A 25,377-nucleotide genomic window follows, 5' to 3' on the forward strand; every position below is an offset into this window, starting at 1 on the left:
TTTCAAGCCTGCTCATCAATAGAAGGCGAAACTGGTGCCGGAGCCTTGCTGACCACGACCATTGCCGGACGCAGCAGGCGACCATTGAGCTCGTAGCCCTTCTGGAACACCTTGAGCACGCTGTTCGGCTCGACGTCGGCACTTTCCTGCATGGCCATGGCCTGATGCTTGACGGCATTGAACGGTTCGCCGTGCGGATCGATCGTTTCCAGCTGATAACGCTTCAGGGTGTCCTGGAACATTTTCAGGGTCAGCTCGATACCTTCGCGCATCGGACGGATGTTTTCGTCATCCGGGCTGGACAAATCCAGGCCGCGTTCCAGGCTGTCGATGATCGGCAGCAGATCGCCGGCGAATTTTTCCAGGGCGAATTTGTGAGCCTTTTCTACATCCTGCTCGGCGCGACGGCGGACGTTCTGCAGATCGGCGGCTACGCGCAAAGCCTGATCCTGCGCGCCTGCCAGTTGCTCTTCGAGCACTTGTACACGAGCCGCCAGGTCTTCACCCGAAGCCTCGGGCGCCTGGTTGGCGTCTGGGTTTTGCGTATCCACTGTCTGTTCGTCAGCCATAAAATTCTCCTTTCAATATCGTCTGCGAGCCTGACTCGCACTTCTGCCGAGCTATATGGGGCCGCAAAATTGAGCTTCAAGGGGGCTGCGAGCATTAACCCTACAAAAAACAGCTGCATTGTCATTCCATGGCGCGCTAACAATTTCGTCGGCTCAAGCGAATCGAGCTAACGAGGGGCATTGTCAGCCCAAAACAAAACACTGTATAAATAACCAGACATAAAGCCTGGGAGCGGCCTTCATGCTGGTGCACCTGTCCGTACATAACTACGCCATCGTTGAACATCTCGACCTCGAACTCGATCGCGGGATGAGCGTGATCACCGGGGAAACCGGCGCCGGCAAGTCGATCATGCTCGACGCCCTGGGCCTGACCCTCGGCGATCGCGCCGACAGCGGCGTGGTCCGCCCCGGCGCAGACAAGGCCGACATCCTGGCAACCTTCGACCTGGCCGACATACCGGAAGCCCGCGCCTGGCTGGCCGAACGCGATCTCGAGACCGATGGCCCGTGCATCCTGCGCCGGGTAATCACAGTCGAGGGCCGCTCGCGCGGCTATATCAACGGCACGCCCTGCCCCCTGGGCGACCTCAAGGCACTCGGCGAGCTGCTGATCGACATTCACAGCCAGCACGAACACCAATCCCTGCTCAAAACCGACACCCACCGCCGCCTGCTCGACGAATACGCTGGCGCGACGGACCTTGCTCGTCAGGTGCAGCTGGCCGCACAGCGCTGGCGCCAGACTCGCCAGGAACTGGAGCGCCTTTCCAATTCGGGCGACGAGCAACGCGCACGCCATCAATTGCTCAGCTATCAGCTTGAAGAGCTGGAAAACCTGGGCCTCGGCGACAACGAACTGGAACAGCTTGAGCAAGAACACAAAAACCTGACCAACGCCGAAACCCTGCTGGGCATCTGCCGGCAAGTGGTCGAACAATGCAGCGAAAGTGATTCGGGCAACGTACTGAACGCGCTCACCGCGAGCCTCAATCGTCTGTCGAGCGTCAACAGCTCGATCGGCGCGCTGGGCGAGGCAAGCAGCCTGCTGACCAGTGCACAGATCCAGGTTGAAGAAGCCGTGGGCGAATTGAATCGCTTCCTCGACAATTTCGATGCCGACCCATCACGCCTCCAGTATCTGGAAGAGCGCCTGGATGCGATATATACCCTGGCGCGCAAACACCGCATCCAGCCAACCGAGGTCGGCGAAATGCAGCAAAAGCTGCTGGAAGAAATCGAAACCCTGAATGCCAATGACGAATCCATCGAGCGATTGAGCGACGAGCTGTCGTCCTATGCTCGCCATTATCAGGAAAAGGCCCGGGAACTGAGCGATCTGCGCCATCAGGCTTCCGGCAGCCTGGCCAGCGCCGTGGAACAGGAAATCCAGCGCTTGGGCATGCCCGGCGGCCGCTTCATCATCGAACTACGCCCCAACAGCAATGACGAATTGCTGCCGAACGGACTTGAACAAGTGGAACTCTTGGTCAGCGCCAACCCAGGCCAGCCACTGAAAGCCCTTGCGAAAGTTGCATCGGGTGGCGAGCTGTCGCGGATCAGCCTGGCCATCCAGGTGATCACCGCGCAAACCTCTCGCGTGCCGACCCTGGTGTTTGACGAAGTGGACGTGGGAATTGGCGGCCCGACGGCCGAGATTGTCGGCCAGTTGCTGCGCCGGCTTGGCGAAAGAGGACAGGTTCTGACGGTGACTCACTTGCCACAAGTAGCAGCCCAGGGTCATCAACACCTGTTTGTGCACAAGGTACGCGGCGAGGACGCGACGCGCACCGCCGTTTCCAAATTGAGCAAGAACGATCGGGTCGAAGAGGTGGCTCGAATGCTGGGCGGCATCGACCTCACCAAGGAATCTCTGGCACACGCCAAAAAAATGGTGGTTGCCGCAAAGGTTTAAGGCAGGCAGAAAGCACGAAGGCGACCCTGGGGCCGCCTTCGTTCGTATCGCGAACCTTGTGTTCGCGCGACATGCTTACTTTTTCTTGCGCACGTACAGCACCAGATTGTGATCAACCATCTCGAAGCCGTACTTCTCGACGATGGCTTTCTGCAGATTCTCGATTTCCTGGTCGAAGAATTCGATCACTTCACTGGTCTCGACGTTGACCATATGGTCGTGATGCTTGCCGTCGTCCAGTTCGAAGACCGCATGGCCTCCGTCGAAGTTGTGCCGCACCACAAGGCCAGCTGCCTCGAACTGGGTCAGTACACGGTAAACCGTGGCCAGACCGACGTCCTCGCCAGCCTCCATCAGTGCCTTGTAGACATCCTCGGCACTCATGTGGCGCTGCTCGGCGGAATCGAGCATTTGCAGAATTTTGACCCGTGGCAGGGTCACTTTGAGGCCGGCTTTGCGTAGTTCGCTATTTTCAACCATGGTCAGCTTTCTCGCGATGCTGCTTCGCAGCTTCTCTTAATGCGGGTATGATCGGCGTTTACGTTGTCCCAGCCAAGATAGTGGAAGTCGCCCACCGATGCAAAACACCAAGCTCTTGCTAACCAGTTTCACCTTTGTGGGACTGCTCGCACTCGCCGGTTGTTCATTCCCCGGGGTTTACAAAATCGACATCCAGCAGGGCAATGTCGTCACGCAGGACATGATAGACCAGTTACGCCCGGGAATGACCCGTAAGCAAGTAAGGTTTATCATGGGCAACCCTCTGTTGACCGACACGTTCCATGCCGATCGCTGGGATTATCTGTACAGCCTGCAACCGGGTGGCGGTGAACGCCAACAGGAACGCATTAGCGTTATCTTCAACTCAAATGATCAACTTGTCAGCCTGTCCGGCGACTTCATGCCTGGCGTGAGTCGTGACGAGGCCATTCTCGGCAAGGACAGCGGCACCACAGTGACCGCTCCAGCAGAAAACGTCGAGAAGCCAAAGCCGGAGAAACCGGCCAAGCCAGGCTCGTTGCTGGATCAGATCCAGAAAGAAGTCGATGGCGTGGAAACTGTTCCCGTCCCGACTCCGGAACCGTTGGAAACCTCGCCGCAATAATTTGCGACGCAATAAAAAACCCGGCATGCCCGGGTTTTTTATTGCCTGGAAATTGGCGATCTATTGATTCCGGGACTTGGCCTCGGCCGCCTTGGCTGCACGCAGCCGGCGAACTTCCTTCGGATCCGCCAGCAATGGCCGATAAATTTCGATGCGATCCCCGGACTGAACCTGACGGCTGCCCGGATCGGCGATCACCTTGCCGAAGATCCCCAGCGGACACTCCGCCAAATCCAGCTCCGGAAATGCCTGACCGATGCCGGATTTCAGCAACGCTGCACGAATAGTCGTCCCTGCCGGAACCGTTACCGACAGGAGAACCTGACGATCAATGGCGGCATACACCACCTCGACCTCAACCATACATTTGCTTGGCCCGCTGGCAGAACGCATCCACCAGCGTATTGGCCGCCTGATTGAACAAGGGCCCAAGAGTCGCGCGAACAATCGGCCCCGCGTAGTCAAACGACAGGTCCAGACTGATCTTGCAGGCCTTTTCGCCCAATGGCTTGAACACCCAGACACCGTGCAGCTGCGTGAATGGACCTTCTTCGAGGTTCATTTCGATCGATTGGCCCGGCACCAGCGTATTACGCGTCACGAAATGCTGGCTGAGCCCGCCTTTGGCTACGCCGACGCTCGCGCGCATAAAGTCGGCGGTGCTTTCCAGCACTTGTGCCGAGGAGCACCAGGGCAGGAATTCCGGGTACCGCGCCACGTCGTTGACCAGGTCATACAGGGCTTGCGCCGGGTACGGCAGCAAGGCCGAACGTGAAATGTGTGTCGTCATGTCAGCGTCACTTCCACAGCTGGGCGGCAAACACTACGAGAATGCCGATGGGCGCCACATAGCGCATCAAGAACATGGACAGGGCATACAACGCCGGGTTGCGGATCGACAATTCGTCGCTCACCGCCTCCCGACCCATTACCCAGCCCGCAAACACCACGAAACATAAGCCACCAAGTGGCAACATGATCCGCGAGGTGAAAAAGTCGATCACACCGAAGAAATCCAGTCCGCCCGCCGCTCCCCATTGGTAGAGCCGAAACAGTCCGTCTTCGCTCACGAAAAATCTGGCTTGTTTCCAGATATTGAATGAAAACACCGTACCCAGACCGACAAACCAGCAAATGAATGCCAGCCAGAAGGTCACCCAGGCGCGGCTGACCCTGGTTCGCTCTACCAGGTAAGCCACCATCGGCTCGAGCAGCGAGATCGCCGAACTCCATGCTGCAATCGCCACCAGCACGAAGAACACTACGCCCATCAACTGGCCAAACGCTATGTTCCCGAAGGCAAACGGCAGGCTGACAAACATCAGGCCTGGGCCTTCGCTGGGGTTCAAGCCAGCGGCGAACACTATCGGAAACAATGCCAGACCGGCTACCAGAGAAACGAAAGTATCCAGCAAGGCCACGCCAACGACGGTTCCGGAAATCGACGAATTCTTCGGCATATAAGCGCCGTAAATCATGATCGACCCAACACCTACGCTCAGGGAAAAGAACGCGTGCCCCATGGCGGGCAACAAACCATCAAGTACCTTTTCCGGATGGAAGTCGAACATGAAATGCACGCCCTCCATGAAATGCCCCGTGGTCATGCTGTACCCCAGCAGCACCAGGATCATCACAAACAACAACGGCATCATGATGCGCAAGCTGCGCTCAAGCCCCGCAACCACGCCTTTGGCAATCACAATCGCTGACAACAGCATAAATATCGTGTGCCAGAGTATCAGGCGCCACGGATCGGCGATGACATTGCCAAAATAGACGCCGACCTGACTGGGTGTTGCCCCCTGAAAGTCGCCGCGCCCCATGTCGATGATGTAATCCAGCGACCACCCGCCGACGACACTATAGAAAGACAGAATCAGCAGCGCCGTGATCATCCCGCCAAAGGCGCCCCAGGACCATTTGCCCGAATGCCCCGCCTCCTTCGCCAAGGCTTTCAAAGCATTGGCCGGACTCTGCCGGGCACGCCGGCCGATCAAGGTTTCCGCCAGCATGACCGGAATGCCGATCAGTGCGATGCAAATCAGGAACATCAACACGAAGGCGCCGCCGCCGAAGACGCCGACCATGTACGGGAATTTCCAGATACTACCCAGCCCAACGGCCGAACCGGTCGCGGCGAGTATGAAAACCCAGCGGCTAGCCCAACTGCCGTGGACAGAAACCTTGTCTGTCGACATTGTCACTACGACCAAGCATTCAAAAAAGTGCGCGCATTGTCCGGGATTCAATCAACCTGCTCAAGCACACAGCTTCACCGTAGCCGACTCGCTTGCAACTCCCTATAATGCCGGCCCTATGGCTAAACAGAAGAAACACCCCACAGGGACAATCGCGCAAAATAAAAAGGCGCGACACGATTACTTCATCGAACACAAGTTCGAGGCTGGTCTGGTCCTGGCCGGCTGGGAAGTGAAGAGTTTGCGGGCGAACAAGCTGCAGCTGGTCGACAGCTATGTGCTGCTCAAGGATGGCGAGGCCTGGCTGCTCGGCAGTCACATCACGCCATTGACGACCGCCAGCACCCACGTCATCGCTGACCCCACCCGCACGCGCAAGCTGCTGCTGAACCGGCGCGAGCTGGATAAGCTGTCCGCCGCCGTGGCGCAAAAGGGTTACGCCTGCGTGTGCCTGTCCTGGTACTGGAGCAAGCACATGGTCAAGTGCGAAATCGCGCTGGGCAAGGGCAAGAAGGAATACGACAAGCGCGATACCGAGCGCGAACGCGATGCCGGGCGTGAGCTGCAGCGCGCTGTGCGGAACAAGGGCAAGGAAGACTGATTTTCCGGCCTTTGTTACTGGCACCAGCAAAAAGATCGCAGCCTTCGGTAGCTCCTGCAGAGAGCTACCGAAGGCTGCGATCTTTTTCGTTTAAATCCGATTACATCCCCTTGCGCCGCTCCGCCCGGGCCACGCGCTGCACTTCCTGACGCACCTCTTCCAACACTTCCTGCACATACAGAATGTGGCGGCTGGAGACTTCCCGCGCCTGTTCCGCCCTGCCCTCGACGATCGCCAGGTACAGTTCCCGGTGCTGCGTGATCAGCATGTCGCGGGTTTCGGTACGCTGCTTGTACATGCCACCAATGTTGGTGACCACGTTGCGCTTGAGCAGGTCGAACAAGCCGCGGATGGTGTGCAGCAGCACCGCATTGTGACTGGCTTCGGCAATCGCCAGGTGGAACCTCGCGTCCGCCGCCCCCTCTTCCGCCCGACTGACTTCATCGTGGCGCGAATAGCAGTCCTGCAATTCGTTGAACGCCGCGGTCAGCCGCTCGCGATCGACATCAGTCGCGCGCAGCGCGGCGTAATAGGCACAGGACGCCTCCAGCGTATGACGAAACTCCAACAGATCGCGCTGAGCTTCGGGATTGCTTTCCAGCAGTAGCAGCAATGGATCACTGAACGTCGTGCCCAGGGACTCCACTACATAATTTCCACCGCCCTGACGACTGACCAGCAACCCCTTGGCAACGAGTTTCTGAATGGCTTCGCGCAACGAAGGTCGCGACACACCGAACTGCTCGGCCAAGGCACGCTCCGCCGGCAAGCGTTCGCCCGCCTTCAGCGTGCCCTCGAGGATCATGCCCTCCAGTTGCTCGACAATATCGTCAGACAAACGGCGCTGACGAATCTGATCAAAGCCCATAACTCGATTTCTCCACCATCCGACGACACGCCGGGGCTCTATTCTGGCCTATCCACAAGGCATCGGCACCTGCCAGTCAGCATTTAGCCAAGCGGCTCAGACACCCCGAAGGGCTATGCATTCGACAAAAGTTTTAGGGCGGCAAATTGACACACCGCCTACAAGGCTTTTACCCTAGCCAACAGCGATTGTAAATTGGTATTACCAATTATCCAAGCACGCTGATCAGTGCCTGACCAACAACAATTAGGGGCCACCCCATATGCAAACCTGGCAACAGCTCTACAGCCCGCTCGGCAGCCTCGGTTTATCCGCGCTCGCAGCCGTCATTCCCATCGTGTTTTTCTTCCTGGCGCTGGCCGTGTTCCGACTCAAAGGGCACGTGGCAGGCAGCATCACCCTGGCTTTGTCGATTCTGGTGGCGATCTTCGCGTTCCAGATGCCGGTCGATATGGCGTTCGCCGCCGCCGGATACGGTTTCGCCTACGGCCTGTGGCCAATTGCCTGGATCATCGTGGCAGCCGTGTTCCTCTACAAACTCACGGTCAAGAGTGGCCAGTTCGAAGTGATCCGCAGCTCGGTGCTGTCGATTACCGACGACCAACGCCTGCAAGTGCTGCTGATCGGTTTCTGCTTCGGCGCCTTCCTCGAAGGTGCGGCAGGCTTTGGCGCACCGGTGGCGATCACCGCCGCATTGCTGGTAGGCCTCGGCTTCAATCCGCTGTACGCAGCCGGCCTGTGCCTGATTGCGAACACCGCTCCGGTGGCGTTCGGCGCCTTGGGCATTCCGATCATCGTCGCCGGCCAGGTTACCGGTATCGACGCGTTCAAGATCGGCGCCATGACCGGCCGCCAACTGCCGCTGCTGTCGATGTTCGTGCCGTTCTGGCTGGTGTTCATGATGGATGGCCTGCGCGGCGTTCGTGAAACATGGCCAGCCGCCCTGGTCGCCGGCTTGAGCTTTGCCGTCACCCAATACTTCACGTCGAACTTCATCGGCCCGGAACTGCCGGACATCACCTCCGCCCTGGCCAGCCTGATTGCCTTGACCCTGTTCCTGAAAGTCTGGCAACCGAAACGCGCTGCCGGCCAGCACATCGTGGGCGCCGTCTCGGCTTCCGTGGTCAGCGAAAGCGCCGGTGGTTTTGGCCAAAAACGCACCACCGTGGCTTCGCCTTACAGCCTGGGCGAAATCTTCAAGGCCTGGTCGCCGTTCCTGATCCTCACGGTCCTCGTCACCATCTGGACCCTGAAACCGTTCAAGGCAATGTTTGCCGCCGGCGGCTCGATGTACAGCTGGGTATTCAACTTTGCCATCCCGCACCTGGACCAGCTGGTGATCAAGACTGCGCCTATCGTGGCCGCGCCGACCGCCATTCCGGCAGTGTTCAAGCTCGACCCGATTTCGGCGACCGGCACGGCGATTTTCTTCTCGGCGCTGATCTCGATGCTGATCCTGAAAGTTAACGTCAAAACTGGTCTGACCACTTTGAAAGAGACCTTCTACGAGCTGCGCTGGCCGATCCTGTCCATCGGCATGGTGTTGGCGTTCGCTTTCGTCACCAACTACTCGGGCATGTCTTCGACCATGGCCCTGGTACTGGCTGGCACTGGCGCAGCTTTCCCGTTCTTCTCGCCGTTCCTCGGCTGGCTGGGCGTGTTCCTGACCGGTTCCGATACCTCGTCCAACGCGCTGTTCAGTTCGCTGCAAGCCACTACCGCCCACCAGATCGGCGTCAACGACACCTTGCTGGTGGCGGCGAACACCAGCGGTGGCGTGACCGGCAAGATGATCTCGCCACAATCGATCGCCGTGGCTTGCGCCGCGACCGGCCTGGTGGGCAAGGAATCGGATCTGTTCCGCTTCACGCTCAAGCACAGCCTGTTCTTCGCAACCATCGTCGGCCTGATCACCCTGGCCCAGGCCTACTGGTTCACCGGCATGCTGGTGCACTGAGTCCTGCAGCCGACCTGAAAAAAACCGACGCCGGACCACCACTCCGGCGTCAGCTATTCACAACCCGGTCTGCAAGGCTGCTGAAAGAATCTCTCTCTATATTCAGCAGCCTCAGCGGACGGACAACCGGGACCACCCGGAGACACGCCTGATGAGCGAGCTTTTTTACAACGCTGTGCCGAATGCGACCCGCGTCGCCCCGCCACTGCCCGAGCCTCGGCAATACCCCAGCGAGAAACCGCAACGGGTGTACCTGTTCGGGACCTGCGTAGTGGATCTGTTCTACCCGCAAGCCGGCATGGACGCGATCCACCTGCTGGAGCGCGAGGGCATCCGTGTCGAGTATCCGCAAGGGCAAAGCTGCTGCGGACAGCCGGCCTACACCTCCGGTTACACCGAGCAGGCCCGGACCGTGGCGCGCTCGCAACTGGCGCTGTTCGCCGAGGATTATCCGGTGGTGGTTCCGTCGGGGTCCTGCGCCGGTATGTTGCGCGAGCACTATGCCGACCTGTTCAAGGACGAGCCGCAGACGTTGAAACAGGTCCAGGCCCTGGCGGCCAGAACCTACGAACTCGCCGAATTCCTGTTGTTTGTCTGCAAGGTGCAGCTCAAGGACAGTGGCGAACCGATAAAAGTGGCGCTGCACACCTCGTGTTCGGCACGCCGTGAGATGAACACCCACCTGCACGGGCGCGAGTTGTTGTCGCAACTGAGCAACGTGGAACGGGTCAATCATGACCACGAGAGCGAATGCTGTGGCTTTGGTGGGACTTTCAGCGTCCGTATGCCGGATATTTCCGGAGCGATGGTCGCCGACAAGACCCGTTCGTTGAAGGAATCCGGCGCACACAAGGTACTGAGTGCCGACTGCGGTTGCCTAATGAACATCAACGGCTCGCTGGAAAAACAGAAGGAAGCGTTGCGCGGTCAACACCTGGCCAGCTTCCTCTGGCAACGAACCGGAGGCGCGCAATGAACGCTTCCGCGATTATTCCTACGGTCGCCGTAGAAGAAGATTTCCGCACCCGCGCTCACAACGCGCTGGGTGATGCGCAATTGCGAAACAATTTTCGCAAGGCGATGGATTCACTGATGACCAAACGGGCAAACGCCTTCGGCGATGCCCACGAAAGGGAACATCTGCGCGCGCTGGGCAATGCGGTCCGCGCCCGTGCCTTATCCAAGCTGCCCGACCTGCTCGAGCAACTTGAACAGAACCTGACCCGCAACGGTGTGAAAGTGCACTGGGCGGAAACGGTGGACGAAGCCAATGGCATCGTCCTGTCGATCATCCGCGCTCACGAGGGGCGGCAAGTGATCAAGGGCAAATCGATGGTCAGCGAAGAGATGGAGATGAACCATGTCCTCGCTGAACAGGGCATTGAATGCCTGGAATCGGACATGGGCGAGTACATCGTCCAGCTCGACCACGAGAAGCCTTCACACATAATCATGCCGGCGATCCACAAGAATGCCGGTCAGGTCGCGTCCTTGTTCCACGACAAACTTGGCGTGGAATACACCAAGGACGTTGACCAGCTTATCCAGATCGGTCGCAGGGTCCTGCGGCAGAAGTTCTTCGAAGCGGACATCGGCGTCTCCGGCGTCAACTTCGCCGTGGCCGAAACCGGCACCTTGCTGCTGGTGGAAAACGAAGGCAACGGTCGCATGACCACGACCGTTCCACCGGTACACATCGCCGTCACCGGCATCGAAAAAGTCGTGGAAAACCTGCGCGACGTGGTGCCGTTGTTGTCACTGCTGACCCGTTCGGCCCTGGGCATTCCGATCACCACCTACGTCAACATGATTTCCGGCCCGCGCAAGGAACATGAACTCGACGGCCCGCAGGAAGTGCATCTGGTCCTGCTGGACAACGGTCGCAGCCAGGCTTTTGCCGACAGCGAATTGCGCCAGAGCCTGAACTGCATCCGCTGCGGCGCCTGTATGAATCATTGCCCGGTCTATACCCGAATCGGCGGTCATGCCTACGGCGAGGTGTACCCCGGCCCTATCGGAAAAATCATCACCCCGCACATGGTCGGCCTGGCGAAGGTTCCGGATCATCCGAGCGCCTCCTCGTTGTGCGGCGCCTGCGGTGAAGTGTGCCCGGTCAAGATTCCGATCCCCTCGCTGCTGCGGCGCCTGCGCGAAGAGAACGTCAAGGCGCCCGATAGTCCAAATCGCGTGATGCGCGACCAGGGCCGCAAGTACTCGCGCAAGGAACGCTTTATCTGGAACGCCTGGGCCCGGCTCAACAGCTCGCCGACGCTGTATCGCCTGTTTACGCTCGCCGCCACCCGCCTGCGTGCGCTCACGCCGAACAACGTCGGCCCCTGGACGCAAAACCACAGCGCACCGAAACCCGCCGCGCGCTCACTGCACGACATGGCCCGCGAGCATCTGGCCAAACAGGGAGATCGTTAATGAGCGCCAAACAAAATATCCTCGGCAAACTGCGCAACAGCCTGACAGGCACCACACCGGTGCCTGACAACTTTGATGTCGATCTGGTGACCGCGCCCTACACCTACACCCCGGAACAACGCATCCCGCAACTGCGCAAACTGATGGAAGCGGTGCACACGGAAATCCACCTGACCTCAGCGCAAGCCTGGCCTGCCCTGCTGGCCAAACTGCTGCAGGATCGTCAGCTGCCGAGTCTGCTGATCGCACCGAGCACAGCGCACGGCCAACAGATCACACAGCATTGGGCGAACAATCCGACCCTGCCTACACTCAAGGCCTACAACCGCCCGGTGGAAGAATGGAAAGCCGAACTGTTCAACGACACGCCGGCGAGTCTGACCGGCACCCTCGGCGCCATCGCTGCCACCGGTAGCCTGATTCTCTGGCCAACACGGGAAGAACCACGCTTGATGAGCCTGGCGCCAACAGTGCATTTCGCCCTGCTCAAGGCCAGCGAAATCCGCGACAACTTCTATCAGGTACAGCAGGAATTCGAATGGGCCCAAGGCATGCCGACCAACGCGTTGCTGGTGTCCGGCCCGTCGAAGACTGCCGACATCGAGCAAGTGCTGGCCTACGGCGCCCACGGCCCGAAAGATCTGGTGGTGTTGATTCTGGAGGACCAATGAGTCTACCGGCCGCTTTCCTGCGCGATGCGCAGCAACTGATTCCCCGCGAGCGTCGCTTCGACGATCCGTTGTCGACCCTGGCATTCGGCACCGACGCCAGCTTCTATCGCCTGATTCCGCAACTGGTGATCCGCGTCGAGTCCGAAGACGAAGTAGTGGCGCTGCTGAAACTGGCGCAGCGCGATCAGGTTCCGGTGACCTTTCGCGCCGCCGGCACCAGCCTGTCCGGCCAGGCCATCAGCGACTCGGTGCTGATCGTCCTTGGGGATAACTGGAACGGTCGCGAGATTCGCGGCCAAGGCACGCAAATCCGCCTGCAACCGGGGGTGATCGGTGCCCAGGCCAACGCCTGGCTGGCGCCGTTCGGACGCAAGATCGGCCCGGACCCGGCGTCGATCAACGCCTGCAAAATCGGCGGCATCATCGCCAACAATGCCAGCGGCATGTGCTGCGGCACCGCGCAAAATACCTATCACACACTGGCTGGCATTCGGCTGGTGCTGGCCGATGGCAGCCGCCTCGATACTGAAGATGCCGCCAGTGTCGCCGCATTCCGGCAAAGCCACGGAGAACTACTGGAGCGCCTGGCAGCCCTGGGCCGCGAGACCCGCGCCAACAGCGAACTGGCTGCAAAAATTCGCCACAAGTACCGTCTGAAAAACACCACCGGCCTGTCACTCAATGCCTTGGTGGATTACGACGAGCCTGTGGATATCTTGAGCCACTTGCTGGTGGGCTCCGAAGGCACCCTCGGTTTCATCAGCGCGGTGACCTACGACACGGTGATCGACCATCCGAACAAAGCCTCGGCGCTGATCGTCTTTCCGAACGTGGAGACCTGCTGCAATGCGGTCACCGTGCTGAAAAGCCAGCCGGTGTCCGCTGTGGAATTGCTGGACCGTCGCAGCTTGCGCTCGGTGCAGAACAAACCTGGCATGCCGGCTTTCGTACAGCACCTGTCGAACAATGCCTGCGCCTTGCTGATCGAATCCCGCGCCGCGTCGTCCACATTGCTGCAGGAACAACTGGCGCAAATCATGGCGTCCCTGGCGCCATTCCCGGTGGAGAAGCAAGTCGACTTCACCGAAGACCCGCTGGAAAACGCCCGCCTCTGGGCCATCCGCAAAGACACCTTCCCCGCCGTCGGCGCGGTGCGCAAAACCGGCACCACGGTAATCATCGAGGACGTGACCTTTCCGGTGGAGCAACTGGCCATCGGCGTCAACCGCCTGATCGAGTTGTTCGACAAACATCACTACGACGAAGCGATCCTTTTCGGACACGCACTGGAAGGCAATCTGCACTTCGTCTTCACCCAAGGCTTCAACAGCGCCGAAGAAGTCGTACGCTACCAGGCGTTCATGGACGACGTGGCGCAGTTGGTCGCCGTGGAGTTCGGTGGTTCCCTCAAGGCCGAGCACGGTACCGGCCGCAACATGGCGCCCTTCGTCGAACTGGAATGGGGCAGCGATGCCTACCAGTTGATGTGGCAGCTCAAGCGCCTGCTCGACCCCAATGGCATCCTCAATCCGGACGTGGTCCTCAGCGAAGATCCGCAGATTCACCTCAAGCATCTCAAGCCCTTGCCTGCGGCTGACGAGATTGTGGACAAGTGCATCGAATGCGGTTTCTGCGAACCGGTCTGCCCCTCGAAAGGCCTGACCCTGAGCCCGCGCCAGCGCATTGTGATCTGGCGCGATATCCAGGCGAAGAAACGTGCCGGTGTCGACACCCGCGAACTTGAAGAAGCCTACGAATACCAGGGCATTGATACCTGCGCGGCCACCGGGCTCTGCGCGCAACGTTGCCCTGTCGGCATCAATACCGGCGAGCTGGTGAAAAAGCTGCGCAGCCAGCACGCAACCCACAAGAAAACCGCCACCTGGCTTGAAGGAAATTTCGCCACCGCCCTGCAAGGCGCGCGCTTCACGCTGCACGTGGCCAACGGCGCGCGGATGCTGCTGGGGGCGCCGCGACTGACCAGGCTTTCGGCGACTGTGACGCGCCTGTCCAAAGGGCAAATCCCGCAGTGGACCCCTGCCATGCCGCAGCCTGAACGAGCGATCCGCTTCAGCCCGCCGGTGTCGGACGAACGCCCGCGAGTGGTGTACCTGGCCGCCTGCGTTTCACGGGCCATGGGCCCGGCGGCCGGCGACAAGGAACAAATGTCTTTGTACGACAAAACCCGTGGCCTGCTGGAAAAAGCCGGCTATCAGGTGGTGTTTCCGGACAATCTGGACAACCTGTGCTGCGGTCAGCCATTCGCCTCCAAAGGTTATGCCGAACAAGCCGAACACAAACGCCAGGAGCTGATCGGTGCCCTGCTCCATGCCAGTCGCGGCGGGCTCGACCCCATCTATTGCGACACCAGCCCCTGCACCTTGCGCCTGACGCAGGACCTGGGCGATGTGCGCCTCGATCTCTACGACCCGGTGCGCTTCATCCGTACGCACCTGATGGATCGCCTGGACTTCACGCCGCAGGACACGCCCATCGCGGTGCACGTCACCTGCAGCACCCAGCATCTTGGCGAAAGCCAGGCGCTGATCGATCTGGCGCGCAAGTGCAGCAAAAACGTGGTCATCCCCGAAGGCATCCACTGCTGCGGCTTTGCCGGCGACAAGGGCTTCACGACCCCCGAACTCAACGCGCACTCACTGCGCACCCTGAAAGACGCCGTGCAGTACTGCGGCGAAGGCATTTCCACCAGTCGCACCTGTGAAATCGGCCTCAGCCAGCATGGCGGAATCGATTACCACGGGCTGGTCTATCTGGTGGATCGTGTGACACAAGCGCGCCCGGCTTGAGGGGGTAAATACCAAAATCCTTGTGGGAGCGAGCTTGCTCGCTCCCACAGGTTTCGCCGGCATCCTCACAAACTCCGCAAAAAAAAACCGAATTCCCGCCGACAGCTATAGTCATTTAGCTAGGCCCTGCGAAAGGGCTTATAACCACCTCGGCCAGCGGCCCTGCTTTACCGGCAGCACCGAGCCCTCATGCGCAAGGAGATACCCATGAAGCACTCTGCAATTGCTGGATTGTTTATCACTGCGGCACTGCTGGCATCGCCCGTGTTTGCGGCGGACAAAGATCTTTGTGCGACGAACATTCAACAGGTACAAAGCTTCGTGGACAGTGCACCGTCCATCCCGAGTGAAAAGCTGGACAACGTCAAAGACGCATTGACGAGAGCGAAGGCAGCTCAGGCAGCCGGTAACGACAAGGATTGCGTCGCAATCGCCGAAGGCATGTGGGAGAAGATCCAGATTCGAAACCCTGCCCGTAACTGATGCCAGACAAGGCCAACCTTCGGGTTGGCCTTCCGGGCCACATTGCCGTAGACTGTACAGGCTTGTTGCTCATTTGATTCACGAGCAATGAGTTCGGGGCCGTTTAGGATTCGACGCCGGTTGCGAAACTTTAGGTGCATGCCGAGTTGGTAACAGAACTCGTAAATCCACTGTTGCAACTTCTTATAGTTGCCAATGACGAAAACTACGGCCAGGAATTCGCTATCGCTGCGTAAGCAGCCTTAGATCCTGAGCTTCTGGTACCTTCGGGTCCAGCAATCACCAGGGGATGTCTGTAAACCCAAAGTGATTGTCATATAGAACAGAATCGCCGTGCAGTACGTTGTGGACGAAGCGGCTAAAACTTACACAACTCGCCCAAAGCACCCTGCCCGTCGGGTCGCTGAGGGTTAACTTAATAGACACGGCTACGCATGTAGTACCGACAGCGGAGTGCTGGCGGACGGGGGTTCAAATCCCCCCGGCTCCACCAAACTCAAGAAAAGCCGTAAAGCCAACGCTTTACGGCTTTTTTGTTGCCCGCGATCTGGTCACGGAACGATCCACCTTCCAGCGTGCTGCCTTGACGACCGCCCCCCTCCCTTCGCCCCGTCATTCGCCTGATCAGTGAATCGCCTCGAGCGAATAGACATCATCCTCTTCAGAACCCTGCTCCAGGCGACACAGAATGTCGCAGCCCTGGTGGAGTATGCCCCTCAATAGTCCTGTCATCCGCGAGGTGCGTCCCTATGAAAGAGTTGATCTGCTTTGCCATCGGCCTGGTGGTGGGTGCTGTGATGATGAAGAAAAGCCAGGCCGTCGACGAGCTGAAAAAAGAACTGGACCGAGAAAGGTTTTGCAACCGGCCCGCGAGCGGAACCGGGCAATCGTGAAGCTGCGACCATTCACTAATGGCGAGCTGAAGCAAATAGTGCTAAAACGCCACTAAAGGAATGTTCGCAGGCTATATGCCATCAGCGAACCATCAAGGTTGATACGAGCGTCGTCCCCCCATGTCAGATCCCAAAGACCGCCTGTTCAGGCACTTGGCACTGCTACGCCTCATTCCGCGTGCCCCCAGGAGCATCTCGACCAACGAGCTATTGCAAAGACTCAAGGCCGAGAGTTTCGACATTGACCGTCGGACCCTGCAACGTGATCTGACGGGCCGTCTCGCGCTGGACTTTCCGCTGATCTGTGACGAAAGCCTGCGACCTTATCGGTGGAGCTTTCCCAAAGACACGCCACAGTTCGATTTCCCGGCGCTGGACACGCCCACCGCCCTGGCCTTCGTCCTCGCCCAAAGTCACCTCAGCAAGCTGATGCCGCCCAGCGTGCTTGGCCTGCTGGCCCCCCATTTTGACCTGGCACACCGTCAACTTCAGAGCCTGGAGCATAACCGTCTGGCTCACTGGGCCGAACGCGTGCGTGCCCTGCCCAACGGCAAAGCGTTGCAGCCCGCCGAAGTCGATGCGGCCATCTGGTCCCAGGTCGCCGAAGCCCTGCTGCAAGCACGGCAACTGGAGATCCTCTACCTCAGCCGTAGCAAGGGTGATTGCAAGGCACTGAAAGTCCACCCCGCCGGCCTGGTCTCGCGTCACTCCGTCAGTTATCTGCTAGGGACCGTCGATGGTTATAACGACGTGCGCCAGTTTGCCCTGCACCGGATTCAGCAAGCGACGTGCCTCGACGAACCAGCCCAGGCGCAATCCGACTTCGAGATCGACCGCTACATCCACAGCGGCGGTTTCAACAACCCCGGCCCGACGCAATACCACGAACTGCACGCGGACGTATCCCCACAAATTGCCTGGCTGCTCAATGAAACCCCACTGGCACCCGAGCAAAGCCTGGAACCGCTGCCAGATAGCGATTGGCAAAGCCTGCGCGTGCAAGTGCCAGACGACCCGGAAACGCTTTGGTGGGTGTTTGGGCTGGGAGAAAACATTCGACTGCATGAGCCCAAGGGCTGGGCAGAAACCATCAAAACGAAGCTGATCAAAACAGGGGCGCTGTACTCGCAGCCCTCTCTCACGAACACACATGCCTGCCAGGAGGCACCATGAGTTCCCACGAAACCGCTACGCCTGCTTCCCCGCGCCAAGACGACAACAGAGAAGAAATCGCACGGGATATCACGCGCACCGCCGCCGCGCTTTCCACCAGTGAAACCGTCAGCCGTTATGGCAGTGCCAATGCCGAATACCTCAAAGGCTACAGTGGCGTCGACCACGAAACCGGGCAGAAATTTGCCAAGGGCCTGGCTGATATCGCCAAGCACAAGGTGCACGCCGACCCGGACCTGGCCAAACAGAACATCAAGCAGCAAGCCGGTTTCAGCGCTGAAGTCGCCGCCACCAGCCGCGACAACGCCGAAGCGATCATCAGCGGTTCCAAGGTGCGCACCTCGCGCAGTGACGACCTGCCGCACTACGGCAGAAACCACAACGTCGTGGATCGCGTGCAAATTCTCGACGGGCAGATCATCGAGGGCTCCCAGGCGCAGATGAAATTTGTCGGCGACCGCAATCAGTTGCTCGACGACATTGCACGGGAGGACGGGAAGTTCACCCGCTACCAGGGGACCAAACTGGAGCTGCCCTCGGAACAGTTTGAGGGGAGCAAGGCGTACTACCTGGAGGAAGCGAAAAAACTGCGCGAGCGCGCACAGAGCATCGCTGCAGACCCTGCCAAGGCAGACCAGGTCATCAAACTGCAGCGCGAAGCAGAGGCCTTCGAGAAACTTGTTGCCTCCAAGGACTTCCAGCCCAAGCCTGCCGCTGACTATTGCCGCGACCAGGCCCGCCAACGACGCCTGAACGCAGACGCCGCCGAAAAAAACGGCAACACCGATGCCGCGGCAAAACTGCGCCGCGAAGCGGATAACTACGATCAGCTTGCCGACAATGTCAGCGACAGCGGACTCACCACCGAGGACGCCATCTTCTATCGCAAGCATCCCGAGTTTGCGACCCTGCGCGACATCGCCCGCACCAGCCACCGGGCAGGCATGGAAGGCGCCAAGTACGGCGCTGCAATTGGCGGCAGTATTTCCCTGCTACAGAACCTGCTGGCCACTGCGCAAGGCGACAAAGCCGTGGGCGAAGCCGTCCAGGACCTCGCGGTCGACACCGCCAAGGCCGGCGCCATGGGCTATGCCACCGCATTCGCGGGCGCGGCGCTCAAAGGCGGGATGCAACAATCGAGCAGCCAGACCCTGCGCACGCTCTCGAACACCAACGCTCCAGCGCTGGCGATCAACATTTGCCTGTCGCTGGGCAGCTCGGTCAAACGTTACGTCACGGGCGAGATCAGCGAGGCACAACTGCTGACCGAAGTCGGTGAGAAAGGCGCCGGCATGCTCTCCAGCGGGATGATGGCCGCGCTGGGTCAACTGGCCATTCCCGTGCCCTTCGTCGGCGCAGCCATTGGCGGCATGATCGGTTACACCCTCTCCTCGCTCTTCTACCAAGCCACGTTGGACGCCGCGCGCGGAGTCGAACTTTCGCGCCAGCAGTTGGCCCGTACCCGCGCCATCCAGGCTGCCGCCCGCGACCGCATTGCCGACGAACAAGCACGGCTGGATGCCTTCACGCAGCGCGAACTGCCGCAATTGCGCAAGGAAACAGAGCACCTGTTCGCCATTGTGAATTCCGATGCCAGCGCCAGCGCCGACGTCCTGGCGGCGGCGATCAATCAATTCGCAACCCTGCTGGGCAAACAACTGCAATTTCAGACGATGGCGGAATTCGATGACTTCATGAACTCCGACCTGCCGTTGAAGCTGTAACCCGACTGACTGACCTGATTCATACCCAAGAAAAGGACGACACCCTGAATGCTGATCAAACTGCTGTCCGAGTCGGACCAAAAACACCTGCTGAATCTGGCAAAGCTGCTTGCCCTGTCCGACAAACCGCTGCTGTGGGATGGAAAGACCTCGGATGAACTCACCTCCAGTACCGACCTGAACGCACTTACCATCCAGGAAGGCGAAAAAGAGCGCGAACTGATAGCGGAGCTCGAAAAGTCCATCGGTGCTCCAGTCCCCTTTCCGACTTTCCGGATGTTGGGGTCCGCTGACGTGGGTACGCGACTCGTCGAGGCGCTCAAGAAGTTCCCGATCCCCAAAGCGGAAAAACCCGAAACCCGTGTACAGGCTGCCACGAAGATTTTGAAAGAGCTGATCAAGGACAAGAAATTCGAGCTGCCTACCGCGCCGAAGGTGATCCTGTTCGAGCTGCTGTTGGTCGCGCTGCGCGACGGTCATATCTCCAGTATCGAATGGGCACTGCTCAAAGAGTTTCAAGCACACCATCAACTGGAAGACTTCATTTTCGATGATCTCCTGGAGCGGGCGGAAACGCTGAACCTGGAAGTCAGCAAAACCATCTCCATCATTCTCGAGTAAGGAACAGACCATGCCCATTCCTCTGATCATCGGTGCAGTCGCAGCGGCTGCCGGTTTGTACGGTGCCGCCAAAGGCATCAGCGGCGCGATCGACCACAGCGACGCCAAAGACCTCAACAACGATGCCCGCTCGATGGTGGATAGCGCCAACGGCAAAATTGAAAGACAGCGCAAGGCGACCAACACCACGCTGGAAGACTACGGTCAGCGCAAACTGCGCGCGTTCACCGGTGTGATCGCCGACTTCATCGTGACCTTCGAGCGCCTGAAACACTACGAGCTCAGCCAGAGCCCGGAACTGGACAAACTGAACGCCGGCGACTTTTCCAGCAAGACCCTGGTCGGTCTGCGCCAGGACTATCAGGCATTGAAGGACGCGGGTCTCGGCCTGGGCGCCGGCATGGGCGGGGGCGCCGCACTGGCCTTCGGTGCCTACAACGGCACCATGCTGCTGGCAACGGCCAGCACCGGCACGGCCATCTCCTCCCTGGGCGGCGTGGCCGCCACCAACGCCACACTGGCCTGGCTGGGCGGCGGCTCGCTGGCAGCAGGCGGCTATGGCATGGCCGGGGGCATGATGGTGTTGGGCGGCATCGTCGCCGGGCCAGCGCTGGCAATCTTTGGCCACGTTCTGGGCAACAAGGGCGAAGAAGCCCTGAACAATGCCCGCAGCAATATGGAACAGGCCCGCACCATCCGCGATCAGGCAGAATTGATGGCCGGTAAACTGCGCGCCATCGAAGAGGTGACCGCCCTGGCGAACACCACGTTCTCCAAGATCAGCTCGCAACTGCGCCGCGCTGTCAGCGAGTTGAAGACGGTCCTTGAGAACAATGGCGTCGACTACCGGACCTACTCCGACGAGAGCAAAAACGTGGTGTTCCGCTCCGTCAAGTTTGCTCAGTTGCTCAAAGCCATGATCGACACTGCGATCCTGGACAAGGACGGCAACCTGGTTCTGGCAACGGAAAAACGCATCCAGGATGTGGCCGCCGTGGCCAACGGCCAGAAAGCCGGCCTGGACGCGCCTTCGGCGTAACAACAAGGCCCGCGCTTCAGCGCGGGCCTTCCCTATCATGCTCCAATGACTACCGGCATCGCCTCATTGGCGGTGAAACCTGCTCATGCACAGCCACTCCGCCCCCGCCAACACCTTTCCCTGCAGCCAATGTGGATTGTGCTGCCAGCATGTTCATCTGGCTGAAGAAACCCGATTTCTGGATCGTGGTGACGGCACGTGCCGGCATTTCGATACGCCTGGCAAACGCTGCACCATTTACGCAGAGCGCCCGGACATCTGCCGGGTGGATCGGCAGTACACCCAACGTTACGCCCAACACTATTCCTGGGATGAGTACGTCACGCTGAATGTGCAGGCCTGCACCCTTTTGCAGGACCAGGCAGAGCAGCGGGTTCGTCTGACGGGGTTCAACTTCCAGCCTTCCGCCTCCTCCGATTGAACGGTGCAAGCCTTTCCCCGTTAGGCTTGCGGTACCAGTTCCTGCAAAATAACCAGCTTCCTTTGCAACTGCTCAATGTGCGCTTTCTCTGCGCGCAACGCCGAGCGAAGCTCCCTGTTCTCCATTTCCCGGATCCGGGCCCAGCGCCTGTCACGCTGACACCCACGCGCCATTTTCCAGAGCTCGCCCAACCTCAGGCTTTGCAGCATCAGCACCAGCAAAATGGCTCCCATCATCAGCAAGGCAATTGTCGAAATCGTATCCGGCATACTCATATCCCTATCCTTTCGTGAATTCGATTGAGCTCGAAGACAACTGAAAGATATGTAGTGTTTCACGACAGGTCTAGAATGTAGACTTATACAGGTAAAGTATTCGCGCACATGGAGAGGTCATGAAACGCAAGCAATCCATCGAACAAGTCCGCTGGGATCTGGCACTTCGCTACCGCCTGATCGAGACCGTAGCCTGGTGGGAAGGCCGGCTGACCACGGGGCACTTGATCCAGAGCTTTGGCATCAGCCGCCAGCAGGCGTCCAAAGACATCAACACCTACATCAATGAACATGCGCCCCGAAACTTGACATACGACAAGCAACGCAAGGGCTATGTGCCGAGCAAGCAGTTCAAACCGCTGTTCATCGATGACAGCGCCAGTGCCTACCTGCACCTGCTTTACCAGAACAATGAACGGGCGCCGCATATCGACGGGCTGGCCCTGGCCTACGCCCATACCAAGGTGCTCGAAGTACCTGACCGGCCGATCCGGCCAGAAATCCTGCGACCTTTGCTCGCCGCTTGTCGCGACGGTTTGCGCCTGGAGACTGAGTACGTTTCGCTCAACACCCCGAACGTGGAAATACGTCTGATTGCCCCTCACACCCTGGTGTACACCGGGATGCGCTGGCATGTGCGCGCTTATTGCGAGAAAAACCGCCAGTACCGCGATTTTGTGCTGAGCCGCTTGCGTGGTGAGCCGGGCTTGCTGGACGCTTCGCAAAACACACGCGAGCTGGATGAAGACTGGAATACCGAAGTGCCGATCATCTTTACCCCCGATGGCCGCTTGAACGCCGCGCAACAGGCCATCATCGAAACCGACTTCGGCATGACGGACGGGCAACTGGTGGTCGCCAGTCGCAAGGCATTGGTGAAATACGTATTGCGCCGCTATCAGGTCGACCCGAGAAACCAGACCACCAACCCTGAGGCACAGCAGATCGTGGTCAGCAACATCAAGGAACTGAGGCCGTGGCTCATGCATGATTGAGGCCCATTTCCCGCCAGAGACGCAGTGCACGGATGCAGTTGTCGAATGAGGCTTGCCCGCCGCAAATATGGATGCGTTCAGTTGATCCACCAGATATTAAAAAGACGCCATGGGCGTCTTTTTTGTGTTTGAAGTCAGAAAAATCTCGGGACTCAGGCATTGCTCGATAGGAGTAGCACTCCGTTTATAAATTAAATCCCACTACCTCCCGGCATACTCCGCAAAATCCGTATACCCAACCTCCCCCCGCCGCGTGTAATACGTCGATCGATCCGCTTCCATCAACGGCCAACCGTACTTCAGACGCTCAGCCAGGTCCGGATTCCCAATGTACGGCCTGCCGAAGCCGATCAGATCCACCAATCCGGTATCGAGGGCGTCCTGTGCACCTTCGCGATCAGTGAACCCGCCGCACCAGATGATCGTGCCGGGAAACACCGCCCGAACCTCGGCCAGCAGGGCGTGGTCGAGATGGCTCGATTGGAATTCGGCAACTTCCATGTTCGCCAAAGGCATCAACTCGTAGACCAGATGCAGATACGCCACGCCAAGACGCCCCAATTGCTCGGCGACGTAGAGCAAGGTCTGCTCGGTCAGCGGGTCCGCCGGAATGCCATTGAACCTGCCGAACGGGGACAGGCGAACCCCCACCCGCCCCGGCCCCAACTCACGCACCGCCGCTTCAACCACCTCCAGCAGGAATCGCGTGCGGTTTTCGACGCTGGCGCCGCCGTAGCAATCGGTTCGCGTATTGAGCACCGAGTTCATGAACTGTTCGAACAGATAGCCGTTGGCGCCGTGGATTTCGACACCATCGAAGCCGGCCACCCGAGCGTTGATGCAGTCCTGGGTGAAGGTGCCGACCAGTGCCAGCACTTCATCGGTTCTCAAACGTCTTGGCTGGCCCGCCGGAAAATGCCCCAACTTGCCGTCCGGGCCGTGGGCAAACACTTGTGACTCAGCCCTTTCCTCGGTGACACCCCACGGCGCTTCGCCGTTGGGCATGAGCGATGGATGAGCCATCCGGCCGACGTGCCAGAGTTGCAGGAATATCGTGCCGCCCTTTTTGTGAACCTCATCGGTCACCAGGCGCCAGCCCTGTTGCTGGGCTTGTGTGTAGATGCCGGGGGTCATGGCGTAGCCGTTGCTGGACGGGGCAACGTCGGTGGCCTCGGCCACGATGAGGCCGGCACTGGCCCGCTGCCCGTAGTAGGTGGCCATCAACGCGTTCGGCACATCGCCCTCGGAAGTGCGCGTGCGGGTCATGGGCGCCATGACAATGCGGTTCTTCAGCGGGACGGTGCCGCCAACCAATAGAGAATCAAACAGGTCTATCATGGGACTTCCTTCGGATCGGTTTTGATCGGAAGCAAAGCCTACGATTCGCCAATCCTCCCCCTCTACACACCGTTTGGTCAGTGGTTACATATGAAAACGATCAATAGACTGCCGGGTTTGCCCATAGAGCGTGCGCTGGGTGTCCTTTCGGGACGCTGGAAGGCGGTCATCCTTCATGTATTGCTGGACGGCCCGCAACGCACCTGTGATCTGGAGGCCCGCATTGTCGGCATTTCACAGAAGGTGTTGATCGAGCAACTGCGGGCGCTTGAAGAGCATGCAATGGTGAGCCGCCAACCCAGCGCAGTGGATCGCCAGGGGGTCGAATACCTGCTCACTCCGCTGGGCGAAAGCCTGCGACCGATCCTTGAGGCGCTGATCGAATGGGGAACACATCACGCCAGGGAACTCGACGAGGTTCATCGACTGCTGCCCTGCGAGGCGGTCGTTCGGGATCGCATCAACTGACGCGTATCACCGATCGCGTGCCAGCCCGCGCTCAACTCAAGCGAAACTCGCTCAAGTCAATCGACACCATCAGCCGCTCACGCAACGGCTGCCTATCCTCACCCCGCAGATAAGCCCTGCGCCGGGTTGGAAAGCGGAGCCCTTGCACGTCGACATACTCACCGATGTATTGCGCGGCAGCGAAACCGCCCGCCACCTCGACGTGGTAGTCATGACGACGCAGCAGAAAGTCGTCGCCGAAATAGAAATCCTGGAAGCGGCTATGGCTGGCGATTTGCGCGGGAAACTCGACCCGCAATCCAGACCAGCGCTGCAATCCTTCCTGCCACGGTGCGATTTCGCTGACCTTGAAACCCGGCATTGCCATGAAAAACGGCGTGGTCAGGTAGGTCCACATGGCGTAGCCGCTGAAGTAAGCGCGGTGCAACGGGTCCCAAGGGGTGTCCATGGCATGCCCGGCAAATGCTTCGCGCGGGTTCTGGCGCTCGCGCACGATTTCGCCCCCGGTGGTTTCGATGGCGATGTAGTCGGCCCTGAACACCGTGCGCCAGTCAGGGTTGCCGAACGGTGTCACCGAAGCGCGTTGCTGGTGCAGGCTGACGGTCATTTGCCGAGGCATCGGGTCTTGCACCACGCCCTTGAGCCCCCACAACTCCCCGCCCGTGACGATGGTGGCGTTTAGCGTGGTGAAACGGTTCCAGCGCTCCAGGCCGCCATGGGCATCGAGCACGTTCCGCAGTAAATCGCTCATGGTTGGTGTTTCCGTGGAGGTTGGTGATCATTCAAGAATAGGCCAGTGACCGGCGCTGAAAAGCCACCGGCCACG

General features: G+C 59.4%; 26 protein-coding genes and 1 other RNA gene. 18 read left to right on the plus strand and 9 right to left on the minus strand.

The window, feature by feature from the left end:
* Positions 1 to 2: 2 nt before the first annotated feature.
* Entirely contained in the window at positions 3 to 569 is a 567-nt protein-coding gene (gene grpE / locus ABTV29_RS27435; RefSeq protein ID WP_433767680.1) for a nucleotide exchange factor GrpE, read from the minus strand.
* Between the two features lie 241 nt (positions 570 to 810).
* On the opposite strand from grpE, the gene recN reads away from it, so the two are divergent.
* Positions 811 to 2,484: a DNA repair protein RecN gene (gene recN / locus ABTV29_RS27440; RefSeq protein ID WP_433767681.1), complete on the plus strand. Its 1,674-nt coding sequence runs from the start codon at positions 811 to 813 to the stop codon at positions 2,482 to 2,484.
* A 75-nt stretch (positions 2,485 to 2,559) separates the two neighbouring features.
* On the opposite strand, the gene fur is transcribed toward recN, so the two are convergent.
* On the minus strand, positions 2,560 to 2,964 hold the full coding sequence (fur, locus tag ABTV29_RS27445) for a ferric iron uptake transcriptional regulator (protein WP_110966279.1): 405 nt from the start codon (positions 2,962 to 2,964) through the stop codon (positions 2,560 to 2,562).
* Positions 2,965 to 3,061: 97 nt separating this feature from the next.
* On the opposite strand from fur, the gene ABTV29_RS27450 reads away from it, so the two are divergent.
* On the plus strand, positions 3,062 to 3,589 hold the full coding sequence (locus tag ABTV29_RS27450) for an outer membrane protein assembly factor BamE (RefSeq protein WP_433767682.1): 528 nt from the start codon (positions 3,062 to 3,064) through the stop codon (positions 3,587 to 3,589).
* Between the two features lie 60 nt (positions 3,590 to 3,649).
* Here ABTV29_RS27450 and ABTV29_RS27455 read toward each other — a convergent pair whose 3' ends face one another.
* Genes ABTV29_RS27455 through ABTV29_RS27465 form a run of 3 tightly spaced genes read right to left on the minus strand, consistent with a single transcriptional unit; the run spans position 3,650 to position 5,790 of the window.
* Complete coding sequence (locus tag ABTV29_RS27455; RefSeq protein ID WP_433767683.1) at positions 3,650 to 3,952, minus strand: RnfH family protein; 303 nt, start codon at positions 3,950 to 3,952, stop codon at positions 3,650 to 3,652.
* Positions 3,945 to 4,379, minus strand: coding sequence for a type II toxin-antitoxin system RatA family toxin (locus ABTV29_RS27460; protein ID WP_433767684.1), 435 nt, complete (start codon positions 4,377 to 4,379; stop codon positions 3,945 to 3,947). Before ABTV29_RS27460 ends, ABTV29_RS27455 begins: the two co-directional genes overlap by 8 nt.
* A gap of 7 nt (positions 4,380 to 4,386) precedes the next feature.
* A complete protein-coding gene (locus tag ABTV29_RS27465; protein WP_433767685.1) occupies positions 4,387 to 5,790 on the minus strand; it encodes a sodium-dependent transporter in 1,404 nt (467 codons plus the stop codon).
* 118 nt (positions 5,791 to 5,908) lie between these two features.
* Between ABTV29_RS27465 and smpB the strand changes: the two genes are divergently transcribed.
* The gene (smpB, locus tag ABTV29_RS27470) at positions 5,909 to 6,391 is read left to right on the plus strand and encodes an SsrA-binding protein SmpB (protein ID WP_175375856.1); all 483 of its coding nucleotides are present in this window, start codon (positions 5,909 to 5,911) and stop codon (positions 6,389 to 6,391) included.
* A 100-nt stretch (positions 6,392 to 6,491) separates the two neighbouring features.
* Here the strand turns inward: smpB and ABTV29_RS27475 are convergent, their stop codons facing one another.
* A complete protein-coding gene (locus ABTV29_RS27475; protein WP_433767686.1) occupies positions 6,492 to 7,259 on the minus strand; it encodes a GntR family transcriptional regulator in 768 nt (255 codons plus the stop codon).
* A 262-nt stretch (positions 7,260 to 7,521) separates the two neighbouring features.
* Here ABTV29_RS27475 and ABTV29_RS27480 point away from each other — a divergent pair, with 262 nt between their 5' ends.
* The 13 genes from ABTV29_RS27480 to ABTV29_RS27540 all read left to right on the plus strand — a co-directional run bounded on the left by ABTV29_RS27480 (position 7,522) and on the right by ABTV29_RS27540 (position 21,475).
* Positions 7,522 to 9,216, plus strand: a complete 1,695-nt coding sequence (locus ABTV29_RS27480) for a lactate permease LctP family transporter (protein WP_433767687.1) — start codon at positions 7,522 to 7,524, stop codon at positions 9,214 to 9,216.
* A 151-nt stretch (positions 9,217 to 9,367) separates the two neighbouring features.
* Positions 9,368 to 10,192 carry a (Fe-S)-binding protein gene (locus ABTV29_RS27485; protein WP_433767688.1) on the plus strand — a complete coding sequence of 275 codons (825 nt, stop codon included), beginning with the start codon at positions 9,368 to 9,370 and terminating at the stop codon, positions 10,190 to 10,192.
* Positions 10,189 to 11,643 carry a LutB/LldF family L-lactate oxidation iron-sulfur protein gene (locus ABTV29_RS27490; RefSeq protein WP_433767689.1) on the plus strand — a complete coding sequence of 485 codons (1,455 nt, stop codon included), beginning with the start codon at positions 10,189 to 10,191 and terminating at the stop codon, positions 11,641 to 11,643. The genes ABTV29_RS27485 and ABTV29_RS27490 overlap by 4 nt, the downstream gene beginning before the upstream one ends.
* Positions 11,643 to 12,314, plus strand: coding sequence for a LutC/YkgG family protein (locus tag ABTV29_RS27495; RefSeq protein WP_433767690.1), 672 nt, complete (start codon positions 11,643 to 11,645; stop codon positions 12,312 to 12,314). The genes ABTV29_RS27490 and ABTV29_RS27495 overlap by 1 nt, the downstream gene beginning before the upstream one ends.
* The gene (locus tag ABTV29_RS27500; RefSeq protein ID WP_433767691.1) at positions 12,311 to 15,121 is read left to right on the plus strand and encodes an FAD-binding and (Fe-S)-binding domain-containing protein; all 2,811 of its coding nucleotides are present in this window, start codon (positions 12,311 to 12,313) and stop codon (positions 15,119 to 15,121) included. The genes ABTV29_RS27495 and ABTV29_RS27500 overlap by 4 nt, the downstream gene beginning before the upstream one ends.
* Before the next feature lie 207 nt (positions 15,122 to 15,328).
* Positions 15,329 to 15,604, plus strand: a complete 276-nt coding sequence (locus ABTV29_RS27505; RefSeq protein WP_433767692.1) for a hypothetical protein — start codon at positions 15,329 to 15,331, stop codon at positions 15,602 to 15,604.
* 95 nt (positions 15,605 to 15,699) lie between these two features.
* Positions 15,700 to 16,097: a transfer-messenger RNA gene (ssrA, locus tag ABTV29_RS27510) on the plus strand.
* Between the two features lie 256 nt (positions 16,098 to 16,353).
* A complete protein-coding gene (locus ABTV29_RS27515) occupies positions 16,354 to 16,497 on the plus strand; it encodes a hypothetical protein (protein ID WP_433767693.1) in 144 nt (47 codons plus the stop codon).
* A 120-nt stretch (positions 16,498 to 16,617) separates the two neighbouring features.
* A complete protein-coding gene (locus tag ABTV29_RS27520; protein ID WP_433767694.1) occupies positions 16,618 to 17,670 on the plus strand; it encodes a helix-turn-helix transcriptional regulator in 1,053 nt (350 codons plus the stop codon).
* Positions 17,667 to 19,394, plus strand: a complete 1,728-nt coding sequence (locus ABTV29_RS27525) for a hypothetical protein (protein WP_433767695.1) — start codon at positions 17,667 to 17,669, stop codon at positions 19,392 to 19,394. The genes ABTV29_RS27520 and ABTV29_RS27525 overlap by 4 nt, the downstream gene beginning before the upstream one ends.
* 48 nt (positions 19,395 to 19,442) lie before the next feature.
* Positions 19,443 to 20,015, plus strand: a complete 573-nt coding sequence (locus tag ABTV29_RS27530) for a hypothetical protein (protein WP_433767696.1) — start codon at positions 19,443 to 19,445, stop codon at positions 20,013 to 20,015.
* Positions 20,016 to 20,025: 10 nt separating this feature from the next.
* Positions 20,026 to 21,054: a hypothetical protein gene (locus ABTV29_RS27535; protein WP_433767697.1), complete on the plus strand. Its 1,029-nt coding sequence runs from the start codon at positions 20,026 to 20,028 to the stop codon at positions 21,052 to 21,054.
* A gap of 85 nt (positions 21,055 to 21,139) precedes the next feature.
* A complete protein-coding gene (locus ABTV29_RS27540; RefSeq protein WP_433767698.1) occupies positions 21,140 to 21,475 on the plus strand; it encodes a YkgJ family cysteine cluster protein in 336 nt (111 codons plus the stop codon).
* Between the two features lie 20 nt (positions 21,476 to 21,495).
* Here the strand turns inward: ABTV29_RS27540 and ABTV29_RS27545 are convergent, their stop codons facing one another.
* A complete protein-coding gene (locus ABTV29_RS27545) occupies positions 21,496 to 21,750 on the minus strand; it encodes a hypothetical protein (protein WP_433767699.1) in 255 nt (84 codons plus the stop codon).
* A gap of 119 nt (positions 21,751 to 21,869) precedes the next feature.
* On the opposite strand from ABTV29_RS27545, the gene ABTV29_RS27550 reads away from it, so the two are divergent.
* Positions 21,870 to 22,745 carry a WYL domain-containing protein gene (locus ABTV29_RS27550; protein WP_433767700.1) on the plus strand — a complete coding sequence of 292 codons (876 nt, stop codon included), beginning with the start codon at positions 21,870 to 21,872 and terminating at the stop codon, positions 22,743 to 22,745.
* Between the two features lie 201 nt (positions 22,746 to 22,946).
* Here the strand turns inward: ABTV29_RS27550 and ABTV29_RS27555 are convergent, their stop codons facing one another.
* A complete protein-coding gene (locus tag ABTV29_RS27555) occupies positions 22,947 to 24,083 on the minus strand; it encodes an alkene reductase (protein ID WP_433767701.1) in 1,137 nt (378 codons plus the stop codon).
* Positions 24,084 to 24,173: 90 nt separating this feature from the next.
* On the opposite strand from ABTV29_RS27555, the gene ABTV29_RS27560 reads away from it, so the two are divergent.
* Entirely contained in the window at positions 24,174 to 24,551 is a 378-nt protein-coding gene (locus ABTV29_RS27560; RefSeq protein WP_433767702.1) for a winged helix-turn-helix transcriptional regulator, read from the plus strand.
* Positions 24,552 to 24,582: 31 nt separating this feature from the next.
* Here the strand turns inward: ABTV29_RS27560 and ABTV29_RS27565 are convergent, their stop codons facing one another.
* Positions 24,583 to 25,302: a hypothetical protein gene (locus tag ABTV29_RS27565; protein ID WP_433767703.1), complete on the minus strand. Its 720-nt coding sequence runs from the start codon at positions 25,300 to 25,302 to the stop codon at positions 24,583 to 24,585.
* Between the last annotated feature and the right edge of the window lie 75 nt (positions 25,303 to 25,377).

The sequence above is a fragment of the Pseudomonas putida genome (assembly GCF_050989985.1).
Taxonomy (GTDB): Bacteria; Pseudomonadota; Gammaproteobacteria; order Pseudomonadales; family Pseudomonadaceae; genus Aquipseudomonas; species Aquipseudomonas putida_AI.